Genomic DNA, 19,395 nt, shown 5'->3' on the forward strand with positions numbered 1-19,395 from the left:
CATGCGCATCGCGCTCGCACCCTGTGCGGCTGGCGAGGGTGAGACTCACCCCTCCGGATTACCGCTCTTTTCTACAGACACCACGAACCTGCCTTGGATCATCCTTCGAGCCGTCCATCGCGCCGCTCGGCTCGAAGGCGTCTCCCCGCGCGCACGGGCGGTTCTCTGCGCCCTCGCCCGCACCGTCGACGCGGCGAATCCCTTTGGGGAGATTTACGCGCGTCGAACACTGCTTACCGAACGCGCTATGCAGTCAGAGCGCACCTTTTATCGAAGCCTGGCCGACCTAGATTCAGCCGGCCTCATCGCGCGAGCGCCCCAACGCCGCTATGTCGAAGCTGGACTGTTTGGGCGCGCCTACCTGCACCTCACTCGTAAAGCGGCTTTGCTGCTGGGTCTGATTGACGAACCGGGCCAACCTGCGGTTAGCAACGAAGGAAAGCAGGGCGGTTGTACAGACGCTCAAGCTTTTCAAAGGCCGTATGCCAAAGTGGCAGACGGTGCTAATACTAAGGATCTAAGCCCTCTAACTTCTCAAGAGAGACAACCGGGGCAAGTTCCGCAGGACCTGCAGCGCCTACGCACCCTAGGTTTTTTGGATTTCCTGATTTTCAAACTGATGCGCCAGGCTCGTGAGGCCGGCAAGCGCCTCTCGGATGTTGTCGAGGTCTGCTGGCAGCACCTGCGTCAAGCTAAACGGCCCATCAACTACCTGCGCGCATTGCTGGCAAGCACCACCGACTTTGGTCATCAACTGAGCGTCAAAATGAACGCGATCACCGCCGTGCAGACTGCAACCCATAAGCGCAACGAGGCCGAGACGCTTGTACGAAAGCTCGACGGGCGGACATTCGCCGACGCTGACGGGACAACGCGCTACACAGTCGCTGATGGGGGCACTGCGCTTCTAGTCTGTCGCGTCGCAGAGCGCGTAACCCGCCGGTCTGCTGGGCATTGGGCTGAAGCGTTTGCAGCAGCTCTTAAAAAGGGGCAGATCGTTCCGGCGGAGCAAGAGGACTTTGCTGCTCGCACGCCCGAGACCGGTCACGACGTCGGGGCAGCCGGACACGTTAAGCCCCACCAGCCGCGTGAACTGACACGTCCAGTCAGTGAACATCTAATTCGACTGCGCGCACTGTGCCGACGCGCGTGAAACATCGGCAAGCGCAGTGGCAATCGCGCAATCCCGTACTAGGCGGCGAGCTGAGGCGGAGTAGCTATGAATGTTTCACGAAAGCGCAGCCACTTTCGGGAGATTTTTTGCCAAAAGGCCGCGGCGGGGCGAAAAGTAACAGCTCTCGTGGACCGCACGGAGTTCGCGTATCGTCCGCTACGGAAAGTGTAGATACCAATATCCTCCCTAGTGGGCGCGTTCATTAGACAGACGAGCGAGACAAGGATCGCGGCCGGATCTTGCATCCATAGGGGGACTTGAAGTCAGGGACGCCATGCGCCCCCTCTGGTAATGGAGTTCGCCTAGAAACGGTCGCCGGCACGCGTCTGCCAGCCAGCGCTGGCGATCATCAACGATCGCGACTCGTGTGCGGCCGCTCTAAGCGAGAAATGATTCACCGACGTTGCGCGGGTGCCTGCCCGCAAAGTGTGTCCGTCGCCAATGAGCGATTGCTTCGGTGGTCTCGTTATTAGCTGTTCAGCCAACACGCGGCCGGACGCGGAGCGCATTCATGCGCTGCTTGATTCAGTGATTGATTCGGTCGCTGACCAAGTAACAGCGCGGTGATTAGCGATGGTCACCGGCAGCAGAGCTTCGGACGCCCGGTATCAACGCTATCCGGATAGCGTTGCAGGATGGACGACAGAATCTGCAAGTGTCTGTTATCAATGCGAAAAGGCCTTGTTACACAGTTTGCCGTTTGTGTTATCCCGCTCCGTTGGCAAAGTTCTCATTTCAAAAAACTGAGACTCAGCTTGTCCGGATATATGACGCCTGGTCGAACGCGGCTGGTCTGTGGATGGTAGTCAAAGACGCACGAAATCGAGCATCTTTCGGAAAAACGGAAGTCGGTCGGTTTGTTCCAATGGTGACCATTTCAAAGGGTTGCCATGCGTCTTTTTAAGAACAAGCGTCGGGCCGCGCTGTCCACGGCCCCCGGCTCGTATGCCGAGGAAGATCCGAGCAAGGTGATTTTCGAGACGAGCACGAGGCTCACGCTCGAAGCTAACCGCTGGATGCTCATCTCGTTCGGCTTGGCCTTGACCGCGGTCGGCGCTGTATGGACGCGCCAGCCGCCGCCTTCGGTAACGCGCGTCGTTGGCGTGTCCGCCGACACCGGCGGCCATCCGATCGTCAGCGAGCTTGTCGCGTACAAGCCCGACTCGCAAGCCGTTCGGACGACGGTCAAGGACATGGCTGTTCGCTGGTTCACCATCGAGCCGGTGCTGTCGGACCGGCTTGAGACGTCGCGCATGACCGCCAACATCAACTCGGTGAAGGCGCAAATGATCGGCGCCGCGACTGGTCAGTTCCGCGACTGGTTGAAGGCTGACGCACCGTTCCAAGCGATCACGGCAAATCCCAAGCTGATCCGTGAAGTGGATGTACGCAACATCGCGCTGCTCCAAGACAACACTGTGCTCGTCGAATTTACGACGACCACCTCGCAAGCTGGCGCGACGGGTAAGCCCGACGTGAAGTCGTACGCACTGACGTTGCGCTACCAGATCGTTGCGCCGACGGCCGAACAGGCACTCACCACGAATCCGTTCGGCATTTTCATTCCGTTCTTCCGCCTCGAGCGGACTGCATAAGCATGACCGCAACCATTCTCAACAAACGGCCGGTCATCGGCATGTGCGTCCTCGCTGCGTGTGCAGCATTGCTTGCCCAACCTGCTATGGCGAAGAAAGCGTCGAGCGACTCGGGCTTTAACGCGGCAATGGTCGCTGGCGACCCGATGAGCCCCATCAACCCGTTCAACGGTGGAGCCGATCCTCTGACCATGCCGGGTGATGCGCGGATCGGCGTGTTCCCGTACAGCCGCGACCAGATCTACCGCGTCCTGACTGCACCGCTGAAGCTCACGACCATCGAGTTGGAGAAGGGCGAGAAGTTGATCGCTGACCCGGCTATGGGAGATAGCGTCCAGTGGGAAATCGACGACGACAAGATGAACCACGTGTTCATCAAGCCGCACAAGGCTGACCTCGTCAACACGTTGCACCTGACGACGAACCTGCGGGAGTACGACTTCACGCTCATCGCGTCACCGGCGGGCGGCATGTTCTATCAGACCGTGCGCTTTCAATATCCACGCGCGCCGATGGCACGCGTTAGTGCGCGCGAGGATGCATCGGCGAGCGGCGACCGTGGTGGTGCGGACTCTGGAAGCATCAGCGTCGCACCGGACAAGCTGAACTGGGATTACAGCGTCGACGGCCGCGCCGAATTCACGCCGGAAACGGTCTTCGATGATGGCCATGCTGTGTGGATGCGAATGCCTGCCAAAGCCCAGGAGTGGCCGGTTCCGTTCGTTCTCGACCACGGTGATCGCGTTGTCGCGAACTTCATCCGCCGCGGCGACTTCCTCGTGCTTCAGCGTCTGGCCGACGAGATCGTGCTGCGTTCTGGCAAGGACGAGGTCACCGTGACGCGCGGCCGTCGGCGCATGTTCGGAGTGTTCTGACCGTGGCGAAGAAACCGGACGCAGCCACGCCGAGCGCGGAACAAGAGGCGCTCGTGAAGGGCAAGACGCCGCGCAACGCGATCATGAGCATCGGCATTATGGCCGCTGTAGTGATCGGCGGGCTCGGCTTCTACTACGAACTGCAAGCCACGAACAAGGCGGACGAAGAGGCGCGCGTGAAAAAGGCGAGCGCACTAAAGTCGAGCACCGAAGCGCCTGCGGCCGCGAACAACAACGACATCGATCAGATGATCCGGCAGCAGCAGGAAGCTGCGGCGTCGGAGGCAGCCGCGCAGGCCGCATCATCAGCGGCAGTCCCCAAGCCTGCCGTCAAGCCGATGCTGACTGGCGCCGATTTCCAAGAAGAGGTCAGGGGCTCTGGCACAGACACGCGCGAGCTCTCCAAGCAAGCCGCGCAGGATGCCATCTATACATCGTCCATCTTCAAGCAGGCCGGCGCGTCACGTTCCGCGAATCAAGCGACCGGTGCACTGCCCGTTGGCGTTCCTTCGTTGGAAGAGGTGAGGGCTGCTCGAGCCGCTGCCAGAGCTAACACCCCCGATGCTATGGCGCTCGCCTTGGCAAAGCAGGGACAGGCTCCTGAAGACCGCGATCGCGCTTTCCTCAAGGAAGCTGCGTCACAAGGGGGCATCGAGCGCACGACCTTCAATGGCCGGTCGACCGGCTGCACGTTGACGCCGCCGCACGTCATCCACGTGAAGACGGTGGAAGGGCTGAACTCCGACAAGCCGGGCCGAGTGTCGCTGATGGTGGACGAGGACGTCTATGACAGCCTGCGCGGCGACTGCTTAATGATCCCGAAGGGTGCCTTCATCAATGGCATGTACAGCGCGGACGTCAAAGTAGGCCAAGAACGTCTGCTCGTCGCATCGACCAGTCTGCGCCTGCCCAACGGCAAGAGCCTGCCGCTGAACGGCATGCAGGGCGCCGATCAGAACGGCTATGCCGGTTTTTCGGGCGACGTGAACAATCACTTCCTCAAGATCTTCGGCGCTGGCTTCATCACCGCGATCTTGCTGAAAGCCTTCGATAGTGGCTCGCAGACCGCAACCACCGCTACGTCCAACGGTGTCACAACATACGGCGGTACGGCAGGGCAGGTTGCTGTGGCAACCGCTCAGACGGTCCTCCAGCGCAACCAAAATATCCCGCCGACCATCACGGTGGATCCTGGCCAGAAGTTCATGGTGCAGGTCACGCAAGACATCGTGATGGAGCCGTACCATGAGTAAGGCTCTTGCGGCGGCATGCCTGTCCGTCATGGCGTTCGGCGCCCATGCCGCAATCATCGACTCGATCATCAGCCCGACGCGCATCGTGCTCGATGACGGCGTGAAGCGCGCAATCGTCGAGTTGCCGGGCGAGCCGGTCTACACCTGCGGGCTGAAGCCGTTCCTCGCATGGGCTAACCGCTTTGAAGGCCAAACAGTCGAAGCTGCTTCCGGCGGCGTCGCCGTGAGCGTCGACGGGTCGCCGGTCAGCCTGGAAAGCCTCTTTGTTAAAGCCGGATGGCTGCGCCCCGCGAATCTCACTGATGACGCACAAGCGAGCATCGCGGAGCGGCGGGGTGGCTGGTCGTGCGCCTCCGCGCAAGCGCCGTTTGACGTATTGCACACGTCAGTCGATCCGAAAATTCTCGCGGGTATCGCGCTCAACGAGTCGGCCTACAACGGTCGCGCATGGCCGTGGACGCTGAACGTTGCCGGTCGCGGCTTTTTCTTTCGCACGCGCGAGGATGCATACCGCGCGATTCGATACCTCATCAGCAATGGCCGATCCGACTTCGACATTGGCCTGATGCAGGTGAACTGGGGCTACCACGGTAAGCGCTTCACGAGTGCTTGGGATGCCCTCGCTCCGGCGACGAACATCCGCGTCGCGGAAGACATTCTCAACGAGAACTACCGCCTCACGCACTCGGCCGTCAAGGCCGTCGCGTATTACCACAGCGCCAACCCCGCCCCGGGCCGCGAATATGTCGCGCGCTTCGTGAAGCACCTTTCTCAAATCGAACGCGGTCTATGAAGCACACGCTCTCTATTCTTACTCTCGCGCTTGCCGCAGTCACGCTTAACGCGGCGGCCGCTGGCACCGACCCGCTCGACTTCGACTACGAGATTGCGGGCAATGTGCTGGAGCGACCGGCGCTCGTCTTCAACGACGGCAGCGACACGTACTTCCAACCGCGTGCCGGTCAGGCGCTGCGCGTCGACGGTGGCCACAGTCAGGGGCCGTACATCGTCGTGCCTGGCACGCCAGAGGTGATCCGTTACTCGGCGGGCGGTTCGAGCGCGACCGCATACTGGAAGAAGGCCAATCGCTTCATCGGCGATAAGGCACGCAGCGACACGCCCTCCGGCTTTTCTGGCTTCTCTGGCCGCCTTGCGTTCATCGGACCGCGCAGCAGCCTTGAAAGTACCCGGCCTTTGAACGCCACGCTGCCGCTCGCGCAACTGGTTAAAGCGCTCGTGCCGCAGGGCTGGACCGGATCGGCACAGAAAGATATCGATCTGACGGCCTCGGCCAGCTTTGGAACGCGTGATGGCGAGAACTGGATGCAATCGCTTGACCGGCTGGTGGCCGCGTCCGACCTTTACGCCGACGTCGATTTCAACTCTCAGCATGTAACCCTTCGCCGTTCGGCTCCGCAGTCGGTGGGCGTCAACTACGTTGCGCCGGTGTCGCAGGTCGCGGGAAGTCCTGTTGCCGCGCCGCCGAGCGTGACTACCGGTGCGGACCCGATCGCAGATATCGCAAAGAAAGCCGACGCCGACGCGGCCGCTGCATCGGGGTCCGTCCTGGCCGCCAAGCTAGGCGCCGTGGCGATCCGCGACGGTGACGATAGCCATATTCAAATCAAGTTCTCGGCGAAGCCCGCTGCGGAGCTCAAGGTAACCGGCCAGGATGGCAAGTCGCTGCGTCCGAAGTGGGATGACGCGACCGACGTTCTGACCTTCAACCGCGCGGAGCGTTTCACGATCGCTAGCGCCACCGACAAGGTTGAAGTCGCCCGTGTTGCCGGAACCGTCTATGAGTTCGACACAGCAAATAAAGCTGCCCTTCAAAGTGTGTTCGACGAGAACGGCTCGACGTTCTTCAAGTTCGCAGACACGGTCGGCAAGGTGACGGTCGCCGACGTGGCGCACATGGGCTCGGGCGAACAGAAGGGCCGCTATTACAAATTCAACGGCACCGCCGACCAGTTCATCGTCAACGCCGACGGCAATGTCGTCAACGTCCTGCGCAAACACGATGTGCGGTTCTTCGATCGGCCCGCGTCATGAACCGGATCGTTCGCTTTTCGACGCTGCTTTGCGCGGCCGTCGCGCTGCAAGCGCGCGCCGATTGTATTGACGATGCCGCGCGTTACCACCGCGTGAGCGTCCAAGTGGTACGCGCCATCGCCCAACAAGAGTCGGGCATGCGCCCGTATGTGACCAGTCGCAATACCGATGGAAGCGAGGACATTGGGTTGATGCAAATCAACTCGTCATGGCTTCCGAAACTGGCGCGCTTTGGCATCAGTCGCCAACACCTGTTCGACGCCTGCGTGAACGCCTACGTGGGGACATGGATCCTCGCATCGAACATTAAGCAGTTCGGTCCGACATGGAAGGCCGTCGGTGCCTACAACGCTGTCTCCTCGAACAGGCAACTCATTTACGCCAACAACATTTACCGCCGCCTGCAACGCGCGAACTGACCGACATGACGCCTACTTTTTCTCTTCAAACGCATCGCACCGCGCGCATGGTGGCTCACTTGTTCGCGTGTCTGGCACTGACGACCGTATCGGGTCTCGCCGCGGCTGATCCTGACCAGTCGCGCCTTGCGCCGCCACCGGGCGACGGTTGGCAACTCCTCGCTGCACCTGCGGCCAAGGCTCCGCTCTCTCAAGTGGCAATGATGACGCCGCCTGCTCATGCGACTGCCGTTGCTCCGGTTACTGCCGCTGCTCCTCCTGCGCCGGCAGCGCCTGCCGCGCCCAAGGCAGTGATCGGCGGGGCCGCACCTTCAGCGCTACCGGGCGCGGCCGCGCCGTCAGCAGTTGGTTCGTTGGACGTTGCCCCGGTCGTTGTGCCGTCGCAAGGCGGTGCAACGGCGCCCGGCGGAATCCTGAGCTTCACCATCACGCCGCAGGACATCAACCTGCGCAACGCGCTCGATCGCTGGCTGCAGCAGCAGGGTTGGCAACTCGCGTGGAAGATCGACGACGACCTGCCGCTGGAGTTCAACGCGACGTTCACGGGTGACTTCAAGTCGGTCCTCACCCAAATGATGCAAGCGACAAACCACATGCGTACGCCCACGCGCGTCTGCAAGCACACCAACAACGTTATCCGCGTCGTCGCACGCGCAGCCAACTGCCAAGAGTAATCGTCATGCGCCTCACGAAAATCAAATCTGCCGTTGCCATTCTCGTCGCTGCATCGCTTACTGGCTGCGCCGTTTCGCAATTCGACGTGAACCACGCCTATGACGCAACGAACGCTGAAGCGGCACGCGCGATGGGCAATGGTCCGGACTCGATGTCTCTCGTTGAAGAAGTGCCTACGGCCTTCCTCGGTGACCGACTGGTGCCGGTCGCATACGAGGCGACGTTGCCGGCGATCTTCCGCGAAAAGACGGTTGTCTTCCCCGGCAACCTCCCGCTGTCGAAGATCGCGACGCTGGTTTCCACGGCTACCGGCTATCCGGTGCATTTGAGCCCGGACGTCTTCATCCCGCGCGACGCGCTGATTCCGAGGACGAACGGCGCTGGCGGCCCGAGCGTACCGACCCAGCCGCAATCGATGGCTAAGTCGAACGTCGAGCCTGTCTACGCCCAGGCGTGCAACTGCAAGGTGGGCGAGTACCTTCGCGGCGTCACTGAGAATCTTGGCCTCGACTGGAATTTCGATGGCACGACCATCGCGATTAGCCGGTTCGTGACCAAGACGTTCACAATCGCCGCCGTCCCGGGCAAGGTGTCGATCAAGTCGACGATGTCGAAGGGCACGGATACGTCGACGGGCAATCAATCGTCCGGCGGCACGACTGGCGGCACCTCGGGCAACACCGGCTCATTCTCGTCGGTCACGTCCACCGGCCGCGACGGCACGTTCGATCAGATTGCCATCATCCAGTCGGAACTGGAAAAGCTGAAGTCGCCGCTAGGCGAAGTCGTGGTGAATCCGCAGAGCCGTCTGGTCATGGTGCGTGACACAAAGGAAGCGGTCGATCGCATGGGCGCGCTGCTCGCGCGAGAGAACGCAATTTCCACCCGGCAGGTCGCGTTGCGCGTGCGTACGTTGCAGGTTGATTTGAGCAACGCATCGCAAGCTGGTGTGAGCGCCGACATCGTCTTCAACCGCATTTCCGATGGCCTGAAACGCTACGCCGTCTCCTTTGCGTCGCCCACTTCGCTGGCGACCGCAGTGGGCGGCACGGTCGGACTCTCGGTCCTGAAGCCGGGCTCGCCGATGGAAGGCACGAACGCGATTATCAGCGGCCTGAACTCGTTTGGTAAGACGGTTCAGGACAACACCCAAACCAAGCTGACGTTGAACGGCTTGCCCGTGTCAGTCGGCTCGTTCGAAACGAAGGGCTACCTCGCCGCGACGACGCCGAGCGTGGGTTCCCTTACGGGCAGCTCCTCTGGGGTCCCGGGCTTGCAGCCGGGATCGGTGACCGTCGGCGACTTCGTGAACATCCTGCCTTCGGTCAACGATCACAACCAGATCATCCTCTCGTACTGGAGCGATAGCTCGAAGCTGAACGGCCCCTTCACGACCATCAGCACAGGTTCAGGCGCCACCTTGCAGCAGATCCAGTTGCCGGACATCCTCGGCAACAAAGACGATCAGACCATCGCGCTGTCGGACGGGCAGACGGTGGTGCTGTACGGCGCGGTGAGCAAATCACTATGACGGCAGCAATAACAACGGTATCGGTGGTCTGTCGGGTGCATGGAACAAGGGCAGGACGTTCCAGGTGATCATGCTGACCGCGACTGTCGTCCCGTCGATGTGAGTGCGAGGTAAGCAGACTCATGCACTTTGAATCGATACCGGGGGAGAAGGGCGCGAGACTAGCCTTTGGGCTGGAATGGCGCGCCTATTCCGCAAAGGGAGCGCGCGCAGAGCGACGGCACTATGCGCAAGAGTCGGGAGCGACGCACTACACCGAGTTCAAGGCCAACGACGAGACGATCGTCGGCTTCTGCGAGCTTGAGGCTTCGCAGCGAAAGGGCGGAAAGCTCTATTCAGCCGCTGCGCGTATTGCTCAGCTTGACCGTGTCCGTCGCCGCCCGGCCGTGCTTGTCCTCATTCAGAACGATGAGCGCGTGCATTTGGTGCTCGTGCAGCGCGGGGCCGTGTCGCTCGATGAGGAAGTCGCTCTTAACGCCCTCGCTGAGCGACGGGAGGAGATCGAGGACAAATGTGCGAAGGCGGGGCTGGAACTCGCCACGCTTGGCCACGGCGCACAACTGCACGCGGTCGATGAGTCTTTCGATATCCGCGAACTGCTTGTTGCCCGCAAGGTCGGGGTCATCAAGAAGATTCCGGTCGCGGTGCCGACGGCTATTCCGCTGCTCGTCATCCTGGCGGCCGCTTTCTTCGGCGGCAAGCAGCTGATCGATGTGCTGAATCCGCCGCCGCCTCCGCCCGCGCCCCCGCCCACGTTTATGCAGGATTACCAGTCCGCAGTGATACGGACGCTCGCGGCGCCCGCGCCGCTGGCAAACCAGCTTGTCCCCGAGCTGCTGGCTGGCTTCGGCGCGCAGGAAACGAACGTAGCCGGCTGGCAGTTTCAAAAAGCGTCCTGCACGATCGCGGGTCCTTGCGTCGTCACCTATAAGCGGCAGGGCGGCACTTTCAAAGAATTCGACGCACGCGCGCCCGAGTCGCTACGACCAATCGTCTTCAATCCCGATGGCCTGCATCTGACCACGCGAGGGCCGCAAGTCGCGGTGGCCGAGCGCGTTGCGCTGGCTCAGGCGAAGACATGGCCCACGCAACAGGCGCTGATCAAAGCGTTGCAGACGGACCCGCAGAGGCTTTCCAGCAAGCCCGAGACGCTAGACAGCCACGGCTACGTCGTTGACATCAAGCCTGCCGAGCGACTGATCCCACGTCAACCAATGCCGGGGGAAGTGCATGGGCCGCTGATTGTGCGGGGCACGTGGCAAATCGACGGATACAAATGGCAGAGCGCGCTGCTAGCGCGCTTGCCCGACAACATGGCACTGGACACCCTCGACGTCGAGCTAAAGGAAGACGGTACCGGGGTGCATTTCACTGCGAAGGGTAAATACTATGTTCTCAACTAAGTGGCCGGTTCGTGCGGCATGCTTCGGCGCGCTCCTGCTTGTGACCGGCGCGGCTCTTTCGCAGGAAAGTCATCTCACGCTGGACGACATCGACAAGCTCGCCCGCGAGAAGCTCGTCGATTCGATGCGCAAAGGTCAGGGCGGGCAAGGCAACTCGCCGGCGCCGTCTGGCAGTGTTGCGCTCGGCGCGCCGGTCGCGGCCCCGCCTGGCCCGGTCGGTGCCGCACCCGTCGCGTCTAAGGTGGTCGAGCGAAAGTTCAGTCCCCCGCCGAAGCGCGTGATCCCCGCCACGTTCGTCGGCGCGTATTCGGACATGTCCGGCTCGTACGTCCTCTACGACTACCAGGGCACGACTTACACCGCACGACGCGGTAGCCGCTTGCTTAACGGCTGGACGGTCGCGTCCATCGACGGCTTCACGGTCAACCTCGTCGACGGCAAACGCCACTGGACGGAAACCATCGCCGCACCGGCCGATGTTCCCGCCGTCATTCCCGACGGCCCGGCCGTTAGGGCGATCACCGATCTTTCGTCTCCGCTTCCGCCGGGCGGGGTCTCCTCGACCGCTTCTACTTTCGTACCGTTCGGGAAATAAGCCATGGGTCTGTTCGCACAAGAAGAGCAAGGCACACCCGAAGCTCGCGGGGGTTTCCTTAAGCGCTTTCGCGCGCCGCGCTCGAGCTTCGTTGAGCCGGGCACAAGTGCGGAGCCGCAATTGAAGATGCCGAAACCGGTCGCGGCGAAAGCTCGCGGGCGCGAGCAAGCGGAGCCGCTGGTTACCCGCGCAGTCAATCCGCAGGTCACGTTCCTTGGGCGCGCGCTCTCAGGCGGTGACATCGAAGACGTCGAGAGCACGGAGCTCGACGATGACCGCTATGCGTCGCAGGCAGCGGCGAAACAAGAGCCGCAGGCACCAGAGGCGATCGACACAGACGAACCGGTGTTCCAGCCGTTTATGCCACCCACGTTTGAACGTCCGACCTACGCGAGCATGCGCGCTGCGATGGCCAACATGGAGGGTGCGGAGTCGGGGACCGTAGAGACCGTCACCGAGGGAGCTACGACGGTCGGTGCGCAACCAGAGCCGATCGCGCCCGGCGTTGCAGCGGCTTTTGCTGCACCCCTCCCGGATGCATCGTCGGACGCGCTGGCCACCGGCGACGCGCAACCTCAAGCCGAGCGCAGCCGATCGAATGAACCTGAGCCGCATGCGCAAGTAGTCACGCAGGCGTCGACAGCCGCGAAAGATGATTCGCGCCTTGAATCGGGTCAGCCAGAAGCACCTCAAGGACGCGGCAAAGCGTCGTGGGCGAACGTCGCCGAATCCGAAGCGGCACCCGACGACGAATCACAGGTCGCGGCCGGCGGCCTTTCGTCGGGGCGGCCGGAACTGGTGTCGCCCGACTCACTTCCTGACTTCAAGCGCATTCTCACGGTCTCCGACGACGACGCTGCACTCCGCATTCCGGCAGCCGCACGCAAGGAATTCGTAGCGGTCGAACTGCAACCGGGCGTTGCCATCACCGTGGCGACCGCCCGGTTTGCCGAGAAGGCTCAATACGCAACGTTCATCAAGGACCTTGGCAATAACGACATTCTCGTGCGCGAGGAGATGGTCGCGACGGAAGCCGTCATTGCCGCGATCTACGCCGGGAAGGCGGCCGCGTCGTCGAATTCGACCGTTCGTGAAGCAAGCCGGGCAATCGGCAACTTCCGCGACATCGTCGAAGCTGCGCACGCGTACGGCGCGAGCGATATCCACTTTGAGCCGCGCGAATTTCACAATGAAGTCGAAGTGCGGTTCCGCGTGAACGGCGACATGTACACGTTCAGCCGCATGCCGAAGGCCATCGTGCGACGCGCGCTGTTCGCGGCTTACAGCGACCTCGTGCAAAAGAACACCAACTCGGGCAATAGCTTCCAGCCGAGCGCGCCGCAGTCCGCGATGATTCCGCTCGTGGTTAAAACCGACACGGTCAATCTTCGTTGGCAGTCGTCGCCGCTCGTTGGCGGCTACGACGTCACGCTGCGTCTGCTGGACGGCAACTTCAAGAACTACTCGGTGCTGTTGCCGAAGGATATGGGGCTGGAGAAAAGCCAGCTCGACCTGATCGAAACGTTGAATTACGTGAGCGGTGGCATCACGGCGCTTACTGGTGAGACCGGCTCCGGAAAGACGACGACGCTTCGGGCGCTGTCCTACATGCTGCCGGACCGCGAACTCAAGAAGCAGTTTGCGGTAAATGAGCCGTCCGAGTACCCGATGCCGTGGCTGTCCGACTACTCCATCATCCGGCGTCCGGACGAGACCGACGATGAGGCGAACCGCAAGTACGCAGAAGTCATCCGCACGCTGATGCGCCAAGACCCTGACGATCTGACCATCGGTGAAGTCCGCGACCGGGTCGTGATGGGGCTGGTGGCGGAGCTTGCGCTGACCGGTCACCCGGTGCGCTTCTCACTGCACGCTGGCGACATCATCGCGGCTGTGATGCGTATGGCAGGCGGCCGGCTGCAGTTGCCGATCGACGAGCTGGCCTCGGAAGGCTTCATTAACGCAGTGGGCAACCAAAAGCTGATCCCGACGCTTTGCGAACACTGCAAGCTCCCGGCTGAAGACGTCATGCCCAAGTCGGACCTGGAACTGCTGCGCACGAAGTTCGGCCTCGACACGTCCCGCATGGCATGCCGGAATTACGACGGCTGCGCGCACTGCCGCCTTGACGGTCTGTTCACACGCAACGGCAAGGTCGCGGGCGGCACGAAGCGCCCATCGCTGGCCGCGGAACTCTATCGGCCGACTCCCGAGTTTCTGGACCGCGTAGCCCAACGCGATTGGGCGGGCGCCCGCCAAGTTTGGCGCGCAGAGCGTCGTACCGGGTTCGGAAATGCCGATATGACTGGAAAGACGCTATATGAACACGCTCTTTTCAAGGCTTCGCGCGGTTTGATTGACCCACAATTCATCAATCGCTCGATGCAGTCGTTCGCGCAGTACCGCGTGATGCCTGGCGTCGATGGTCTGATGGTCTAATTCGCCCGCCCCATGTTCACGACGTTCGTAAAGATGCTGCCGATCCGGCAGCAGTTGGTCGCCGCGCGCTGGCGGTTCCAAAAGGTACGCGAGGATTTCTATCGCGAGACGCGTCTCGACATCGCGGCCAAAGGGCTGCGCAATACCGAGACGCTCTTTGACCGGCTGGAGACATATGAGAAGCGCAGCCGCTCGCGCGGGAAGCTTGAGTGGCGAGTCTTCGCGCGCATTCGCGAGACGATGCAGCGCGGCGAGAGCTTCGCGTTGGCGATCAAGCCGTTTATCCCGGGCGACGAGTATGCACTGCTCGACATCGCCGATGAGTCGTCGCGGGAAGACGCGGTTGTGCGTGGGTTCGAGTTGGCGGAAATGGCGGCAAAGGCGAAGCGTGTACTTTCGTCGACCACCTCGGTGCAGATGGCGTATCCCGCGCTGCTGCTCGTCTATATGTACGCGTACTGCATGCTCTTTGGTGGCGTCATCTTCCCGCAGGTGCTCGACGTGCGGCCGCTGGACCAGTGGCCGGATCTGGGCCGATTCCTCTATCACGTCGACAGCTTCTGCTACGAGTATTGGTGGCTCACGCTGACAGCGATCATCGGCCTGGTGTTCGGCTATTTCTCGAGCTTGAAGCGTTGGACAGGCCCGTTGCGCGACAAATTCGACCGCATGCCGCTGCTTTGGCGCAATCGCCGCGATCTGCGCGCAGCACTGCTCATCGTCTCCCTCGCGGGTCTGTTCGATTCGAACCTGACACTGCGCGCGGCGCTCGAGCGGCTGCTGAAGACAGCCGACCCGTGGCTCCGCTGGCACTTGAAGATCATGGACCGGCGGCTGACAGCACGCTCTGATGAGCCGATGCGCGCGCTCGACACAGGCATCTTTTCGCTCTCGATCGTCGACACCATTACTGACGCCGCCGGTCGCGACCAGTTTGAAGCCGCGATCAAAAGCCTTGGTCGCGAATCGCTCGACCGCGTCGTTGAAGCGGTCAAGCGCAATGCGCGCACGACGCACTACATGCTGCTGGGCTTCGCGGCGGCACTGTTTTTGACTCTTGGCATCGGCTCGTACGTCGTCACCGGTGCCGTCAATCTCACATCGGGAAATCCCGCCGCTACCAGTAACTAAGGAAAACACAAGATGACCAACCAGAAAGAAGAAGCCCTCCAAATGGACCCCATCGAGGTGAGCCCTATCGAGATGGACCCTATCAAGGCGCGCCGCGCACGCATGCTCAAGATGGCGCGTGCGACGCGACAGTCGGGCGAGCTGTCGATGATCGAAGCGGGCGCTGTAATGGCCGGTGCCGCGTTGCTTGCTCTGGCGGTCTATGCGGGCGGTAAGTACGTCCTCGACTTGATTCACTCGTCGCAGTTCAAGAGCGAAGCACAGATGTTCCACACGGGCATCCTGAACGCGACGGAAAGTGACGCCGACTTTTCTGCAGAGACGTTGACTGTCTTGGCTCAGAACCATGCGTTCGACTCCGCCGGCTCCCGCGTCGCTTCGGACAAGTCGTCGGTAAAGGGCATGTTCAACGGCACGGTCAGCGCATCGGTTGGTACGCTCGTCACTTCGAACGACTCGCTGATTCTCACGTATCCGGTGACGTCGACGGTTTGCTCCCTGAGCGCGGCCGCGCTCGTCTCGGTGTACACGCAGGTGACGGTGAACGGCACGACCATCTTTTCGCCGACGACGACGTTCAACCCGCAGACGGTAGCGACCGCCTGCGCGTCGAACGGGGCAATGGCGTCGCTGGCGCTGTGGACCACTCGCACCTGATCGTAGGCCGCCGACATGGGAAGCATTCTCGAGATGTTGATCGTCCTCGTCGGCGCGGCCTTGCTGACGGTACAGGGAATCAAGGAAGACATCGCTGCCGAGCACCAGAACCTGTTGCAAATCGAGGGGCAAAATATCGCCTCGATCAATTCGGCGCTTGGCAGCTACATCACCAACAATTACGCTTTGCTGGTTCCTGCCGGCTTCTCGCAGACGACGTCTACGCCTATCGCCGCGCCGACGCTCGCACAGTTGAGTGCGCAGTCGAATAACAAGGTGTCATTCAAGAACGGGCCGTTTTGGGGTGGGACCTATCAGATAGCGTTGTCCATCGTCCCGGATAACTGTTCAACCGCGTCTGGGAATTGCCACATCGCATCGCAGATCTATCCGAGCTTGCCTCTCATCAGCACGCGAGACAATAAGCCGGATATTGCAGGCGCGGGTGCGCTCGCCGCGGCAGGCGGAGCGCAGTTTGGCTACTCGACAAACAGCGCGCCGGGGACTATCAAGGGTATTCATGGCGCGTGGTCAGTGCCGAACCCCGTCGGCAACAAGGCGGGGATGGTGCTTGCAATCAACGGGTTCGGCGCGGACGGCAATTCGCCGTATTACCGTCGTGATGGCTCACTGCCGTTGACGGGCACAATGAACGCGAACAATCAGGACATGCAGAACGTCGGCAATGTCACGTTGAGCGCGGGCAAGGTGATGAAGCTGCAAGGGGGCAACAGCCTTCAGATCGACAACGGCGCCATGTACTACGGCGACCCGATGAACGCGGCGGTACGTACGAAAGGCACTTTCTATGTCCAGAACTATCAGGGAACCGGGCCTGCGCCGATCAACGTAGGCGACGTCAACTCCAGTGGTACCTTGAACGGCAACACGTTGACAGTGAATACCGCTAACGCGAATGTGGCAAACATAAACGCGAGTGCTGGCAACTGTGGCTGGAACGGCGTGACGATCCGCAACAACCTCATGTATGTCTGCAACAAGTGGGGAAACTGGGTCGGCGTCAGTTCGCTGGTAACGAATCAGTCGGCAGATTCGCAGTACAGCGGCTGGTACAACGGATGGGGCGTTGCACCGCCCGCCTGCGGGCCGGGTGGCTCCGCGTGGTATCGGATCACTCCGCAATCGCTGACAACCGACTATTCGAACCACAACCCTCCGATTGCTGGTGCTCGATTTTCGATGGGTTGGAACGGCTCGCAATGGATTGTCCAGATATACGACGTTCTAGCCGATGGCGCCAACACTCTCGTGGCCGACCAGCTCGGGCTCCAAGTGCAGGTGGACGTTGGTTGCAACTACTCAAACCAATAACAAGATGAAGCGATTCATAACGGCGATCTCGCTGACATTGCTTGCGACGCTTGGCGGCACGTTGGCCGCCCCGACGCCCTCAAACGCGGAGTGGGTGCAAAACGGCATCGGCGTTCCGCGCGCTCCTGGCTGCGATCCGGGGTATTCGTGGCAGAGAATGGCTGTGCGGTATCAGTGCGCCACACCGCAGCCCTCCTGCGCCTATGGATTTGCGAGCGGCCCTGCTTGGAACGGCAGTACATGGGTGTATTCCTGTAATGCGCCGCCCCCACCACCGCCGCCGCCTACGTGCCAGACCGGGTATAGCCAGGCGGCAGCGCCGTCGTGGAACGGCTCGGCGTGGGTTGGACAGGTGTGCACACCGAACGGGCAGCAGGTGCCGCCCCCGAGCCCTCAGTCTCTATGTGCCGCCCGCGCCAAGCAAGACGGCATCACGTTGGGGCCTCTGTATATGACACGAACGAACATCAACGAAGGCATGGGAAAGGGTACGCAGTACTACTACATGCCTTCGCCGGGACCGTTCTGGCAGCAAGACCCCTATTCGGGAAATAACTGGGAAATTATGTGTTTCTTCGATAACGCCACGGGCAACTGGGTTCTGTCACAAGACCAGCCATACATGCGATGGATCGATTCGCCCTACACTGATCCGGGAGGCGGTTAAGCCGCAACTGCGTCGAGTCTCCAAAGTAGAACGCCTCACTGCAATGGTGAGGCGTTTTTTCAACCCACAAAAAAAGCCGCGTAGATCAACTAGCGGCTTTTTCTTACCCACTACGCGTAATTCGATTTAGCCGACCACGTTGCCGGTCGTGAAGCTGAAGGTGCGCGAGAACGCAACACCGTTGATCGTACCCGTCAGCGAGACCGTGTATTGCGAGTTCGGGGACAATGGCGTAGTCGGGTACGCGACGCCCTGATTCGGCAGCAACTCCTTGTTCGGGTCTTTGGCAGAATCGAGAACCTGCAAGGGGATCACGTGCGATGAAGAATCTGTCATCGTACCTGTCAACATGACGATGGTGTCGGTCGGATTGCCAACGACCGCGACCGGCGTGCCCCAGTTGCCGGACGTTGCGGGAGGGGTCGGGATTTCTCCGAATGACGTGTATGCAACGCCAGTAGTCCCTTGGCAAGGGAAGGTCAGCGGAGCGCTTGTTACCTGCTGATAGTTCGTCAGATTCAACGAAAACTGCTCTTGCGGGAAGCCGTTGTACGTCGTTGCGACCTTACCGATACCGACCGTGTTCGCGGTCGAGGCCGCAATGCTGATGTGATAGACGCCCGACTCGAACTCATAGATGGCGTTCTGACCATATTGCGTTTCCGTCAACGCGGCGTTCGTGTAATAGCCACCCGACACGCCGATGGAACCGTTGTTCGCTGTATATCCAAAATGGGCTGCGCGGTCAACGAAAGTCGCGCCTGTGAAGCCGGGCTTGCCTTCCACTTCGGTATCGGTAATCACACTGTTCGATGCAAGGTACTGCGCATGTGCCGCCGTCGCCTGATCGAGCGCGGTGTTCTCCTGCAGCGCCGGAAAGCCGCATTGCTGGCGGTGTTGGTTGAGCAGGTCGAACGCTGCCAGATGGAAGCTGTCAGCCGGGTACTGAGGCGTCGTCAAATTCGCCGGGTTCGTGGTTGCGGGCGTGCTCGCACCGCTTGCGGGGGCCGCAGGCGATGCACTGCTGCTGCCGCCACCGCCACCGCCGCCGCAAGCCGCGACCAAGAGCGATGCAGCGATCGCGGACATCGAGAGTTTCAAGTTGCTGGTAGTCGTCATTTGTTGTTTTCCGATCTAGTGATTTGCAGTCGCCCCCGCGATCTGCTTACTTTCATCTTATCGAGCGGTGTTCGAAGTCAAGTCGTCTTGGAAGCTCGCTCTGAAACCGCTTCCCTCGTTGGCAAAAATGCCGTTGGCCAAACGGCTGCGCAGGCATTGTAATACTGGGTAAGGGCGCTGAATCTCGGACCGTTGCGAGCCCGCAACCGTTTGCGTTTACCGTTGCGCGCGGGCGCGGAAACGCCTAACGCGCAAGGCGACGAAGACCATTGCGAGCACCGCAGCGACGGCGACAGGCTGTTTCGCGCCGACTGAACAGAGGAGTGCGGTGCCGCCCCAAAGGAGAATGAGAAAAGTCGCGAGCGCGCCGAATGCTTTGCTTTTCGACACGGCCGCGAATTGCCGCCGGCCTGAGCCAAAACTTTGCGCGAAGCGAATGTTGCTTTGCTCAAGGTCGAATGCCTCATGAGACTGAACC

Annotated in this window: 15 protein-coding genes and 1 pseudogene; 15 read left to right on the forward strand and 1 reads right to left on the reverse strand. The window is 61.2% G+C overall.

The features are described from left to right. Position 1: 1 nt before the first annotated feature. The 15 genes and pseudogenes from GV035_RS26710 to GV035_RS26780 all read left to right on the forward strand — a co-directional run bounded on the left by GV035_RS26710 (position 2) and on the right by GV035_RS26780 (position 17,131). A complete protein-coding gene (locus GV035_RS26710) occupies positions 2-1,153 on the forward strand; it encodes a hypothetical protein (RefSeq protein ID WP_159838747.1) in 1,152 nt (383 codons plus the stop codon). Between the two features lie 911 nt (positions 1,154-2,064). Continuing rightward, entirely contained in the window at positions 2,065-2,769 is a 705-nt protein-coding gene (locus GV035_RS26715) for a type IV secretion system protein (protein ID WP_159838749.1), read from the forward strand. A gap of 2 nt (positions 2,770-2,771) precedes the next feature. Further along, complete coding sequence (locus GV035_RS26720; RefSeq protein WP_159838751.1) at positions 2,772-3,644, forward strand: TrbG/VirB9 family P-type conjugative transfer protein; 873 nt, start codon at positions 2,772-2,774, stop codon at positions 3,642-3,644. Between the two features lie 2 nt (positions 3,645-3,646). After that, a complete protein-coding gene (locus GV035_RS26725) occupies positions 3,647-4,897 on the forward strand; it encodes a TrbI/VirB10 family protein (RefSeq protein WP_159838753.1) in 1,251 nt (416 codons plus the stop codon). Then, positions 4,890-5,690 carry a transglycosylase SLT domain-containing protein gene (locus tag GV035_RS26730; protein ID WP_159838755.1) on the forward strand — a complete coding sequence of 267 codons (801 nt, stop codon included), beginning with the start codon at positions 4,890-4,892 and terminating at the stop codon, positions 5,688-5,690. The genes GV035_RS26725 and GV035_RS26730 overlap by 8 nt, the downstream gene beginning before the upstream one ends. After that, on the forward strand, positions 5,687-6,949 hold the full coding sequence (locus tag GV035_RS26735; RefSeq protein ID WP_159838757.1) for a hypothetical protein: 1,263 nt from the start codon (positions 5,687-5,689) through the stop codon (positions 6,947-6,949). Before GV035_RS26730 ends, GV035_RS26735 begins: the two co-directional genes overlap by 4 nt. Continuing rightward, positions 6,946-7,368, forward strand: a complete 423-nt coding sequence (locus GV035_RS26740; RefSeq protein WP_159838759.1) for a lytic transglycosylase domain-containing protein — start codon at positions 6,946-6,948, stop codon at positions 7,366-7,368. Before GV035_RS26735 ends, GV035_RS26740 begins: the two co-directional genes overlap by 4 nt. 5 nt (positions 7,369-7,373) lie before the next feature. After that, positions 7,374-8,042 carry a toxin co-regulated pilus biosynthesis Q family protein gene (locus tag GV035_RS26745; protein WP_236572855.1) on the forward strand — a complete coding sequence of 223 codons (669 nt, stop codon included), beginning with the start codon at positions 7,374-7,376 and terminating at the stop codon, positions 8,040-8,042. A 5-nt stretch (positions 8,043-8,047) separates the two neighbouring features. After that, positions 8,048-9,677 (forward strand): annotated as a pseudogene (locus GV035_RS26750) (type II secretory pathway protein). A 19-nt stretch (positions 9,678-9,696) separates the two neighbouring features. Next, the gene (locus GV035_RS26755; protein WP_159838761.1) at positions 9,697-10,977 is read left to right on the forward strand and encodes a hypothetical protein; all 1,281 of its coding nucleotides are present in this window, start codon (positions 9,697-9,699) and stop codon (positions 10,975-10,977) included. After that, the gene (locus GV035_RS26760) at positions 10,964-11,572 is read left to right on the forward strand and encodes a hypothetical protein (protein WP_159838763.1); all 609 of its coding nucleotides are present in this window, start codon (positions 10,964-10,966) and stop codon (positions 11,570-11,572) included. The genes GV035_RS26755 and GV035_RS26760 overlap by 14 nt, the downstream gene beginning before the upstream one ends. Before the next feature lie 3 nt (positions 11,573-11,575). Beyond that, the gene (locus GV035_RS26765; RefSeq protein ID WP_159838765.1) at positions 11,576-14,011 is read left to right on the forward strand and encodes an ATPase, T2SS/T4P/T4SS family; all 2,436 of its coding nucleotides are present in this window, start codon (positions 11,576-11,578) and stop codon (positions 14,009-14,011) included. A gap of 12 nt (positions 14,012-14,023) precedes the next feature. Further along, positions 14,024-15,142, forward strand: a complete 1,119-nt coding sequence (locus tag GV035_RS26770) for a type II secretion system protein (RefSeq protein WP_159838767.1) — start codon at positions 14,024-14,026, stop codon at positions 15,140-15,142. Positions 15,143-15,154: 12 nt separating this feature from the next. Further along, positions 15,155-15,799, forward strand: a complete 645-nt coding sequence (locus tag GV035_RS26775) for a type 4 pilus major pilin (protein ID WP_159838769.1) — start codon at positions 15,155-15,157, stop codon at positions 15,797-15,799. A 15-nt stretch (positions 15,800-15,814) separates the two neighbouring features. Then, entirely contained in the window at positions 15,815-17,131 is a 1,317-nt protein-coding gene (locus tag GV035_RS26780) for a hypothetical protein (protein ID WP_159838771.1), read from the forward strand. 793 nt (positions 17,132-17,924) lie between these two features. On the opposite strand, the gene GV035_RS26785 is transcribed toward GV035_RS26780, so the two are convergent. Beyond that, positions 17,925-18,758 (reverse strand): CAP domain-containing protein, encoded by an 834-nt coding sequence (locus tag GV035_RS26785; RefSeq protein WP_442859608.1) that lies wholly within the window; start codon positions 18,756-18,758, stop codon positions 17,925-17,927. Positions 18,759-19,395: the final 637 nt, after the last annotated feature.

The organism is Burkholderia sp. 8Y (assembly GCF_902506145.1).
In the GTDB taxonomy this organism is placed as follows: Bacteria; Pseudomonadota; Gammaproteobacteria; order Burkholderiales; family Burkholderiaceae; genus Caballeronia.

Coding starts and splice junctions, on each gene's coding strand:
- GV035_RS26710 (WP_159838747.1), top strand. CDS start 2: ATGCGCATCGCGCTCGCACCCTGTGCGGCTGGCGAGGGTGAGACTCAC.
- GV035_RS26715 (WP_159838749.1), top strand. CDS start 2,065: ATGCGTCTTTTTAAGAACAAGCGTCGGGCCGCGCTGTCCACGGCCCCC.
- GV035_RS26720 (WP_159838751.1), top strand. CDS start 2,772: ATGACCGCAACCATTCTCAACAAACGGCCGGTCATCGGCATGTGCGTC.
- GV035_RS26730 (WP_159838755.1), top strand. CDS start 4,890: ATGAGTAAGGCTCTTGCGGCGGCATGCCTGTCCGTCATGGCGTTCGGC.
- GV035_RS26735 (WP_159838757.1), top strand. CDS start 5,687: ATGAAGCACACGCTCTCTATTCTTACTCTCGCGCTTGCCGCAGTCACG.
- GV035_RS26740 (WP_159838759.1), top strand. CDS start 6,946: ATGAACCGGATCGTTCGCTTTTCGACGCTGCTTTGCGCGGCCGTCGCG.
- GV035_RS26745 (WP_236572855.1), top strand. CDS start 7,374: ATGACGCCTACTTTTTCTCTTCAAACGCATCGCACCGCGCGCATGGTG.
- GV035_RS26755 (WP_159838761.1), top strand. CDS start 9,697: ATGCACTTTGAATCGATACCGGGGGAGAAGGGCGCGAGACTAGCCTTT.
- GV035_RS26760 (WP_159838763.1), top strand. CDS start 10,964: ATGTTCTCAACTAAGTGGCCGGTTCGTGCGGCATGCTTCGGCGCGCTC.
- GV035_RS26765 (WP_159838765.1), top strand. CDS start 11,576: ATGGGTCTGTTCGCACAAGAAGAGCAAGGCACACCCGAAGCTCGCGGG.
- GV035_RS26770 (WP_159838767.1), top strand. CDS start 14,024: ATGTTCACGACGTTCGTAAAGATGCTGCCGATCCGGCAGCAGTTGGTC.
- GV035_RS26775 (WP_159838769.1), top strand. CDS start 15,155: ATGACCAACCAGAAAGAAGAAGCCCTCCAAATGGACCCCATCGAGGTG.
- GV035_RS26780 (WP_159838771.1), top strand. CDS start 15,815: ATGGGAAGCATTCTCGAGATGTTGATCGTCCTCGTCGGCGCGGCCTTG.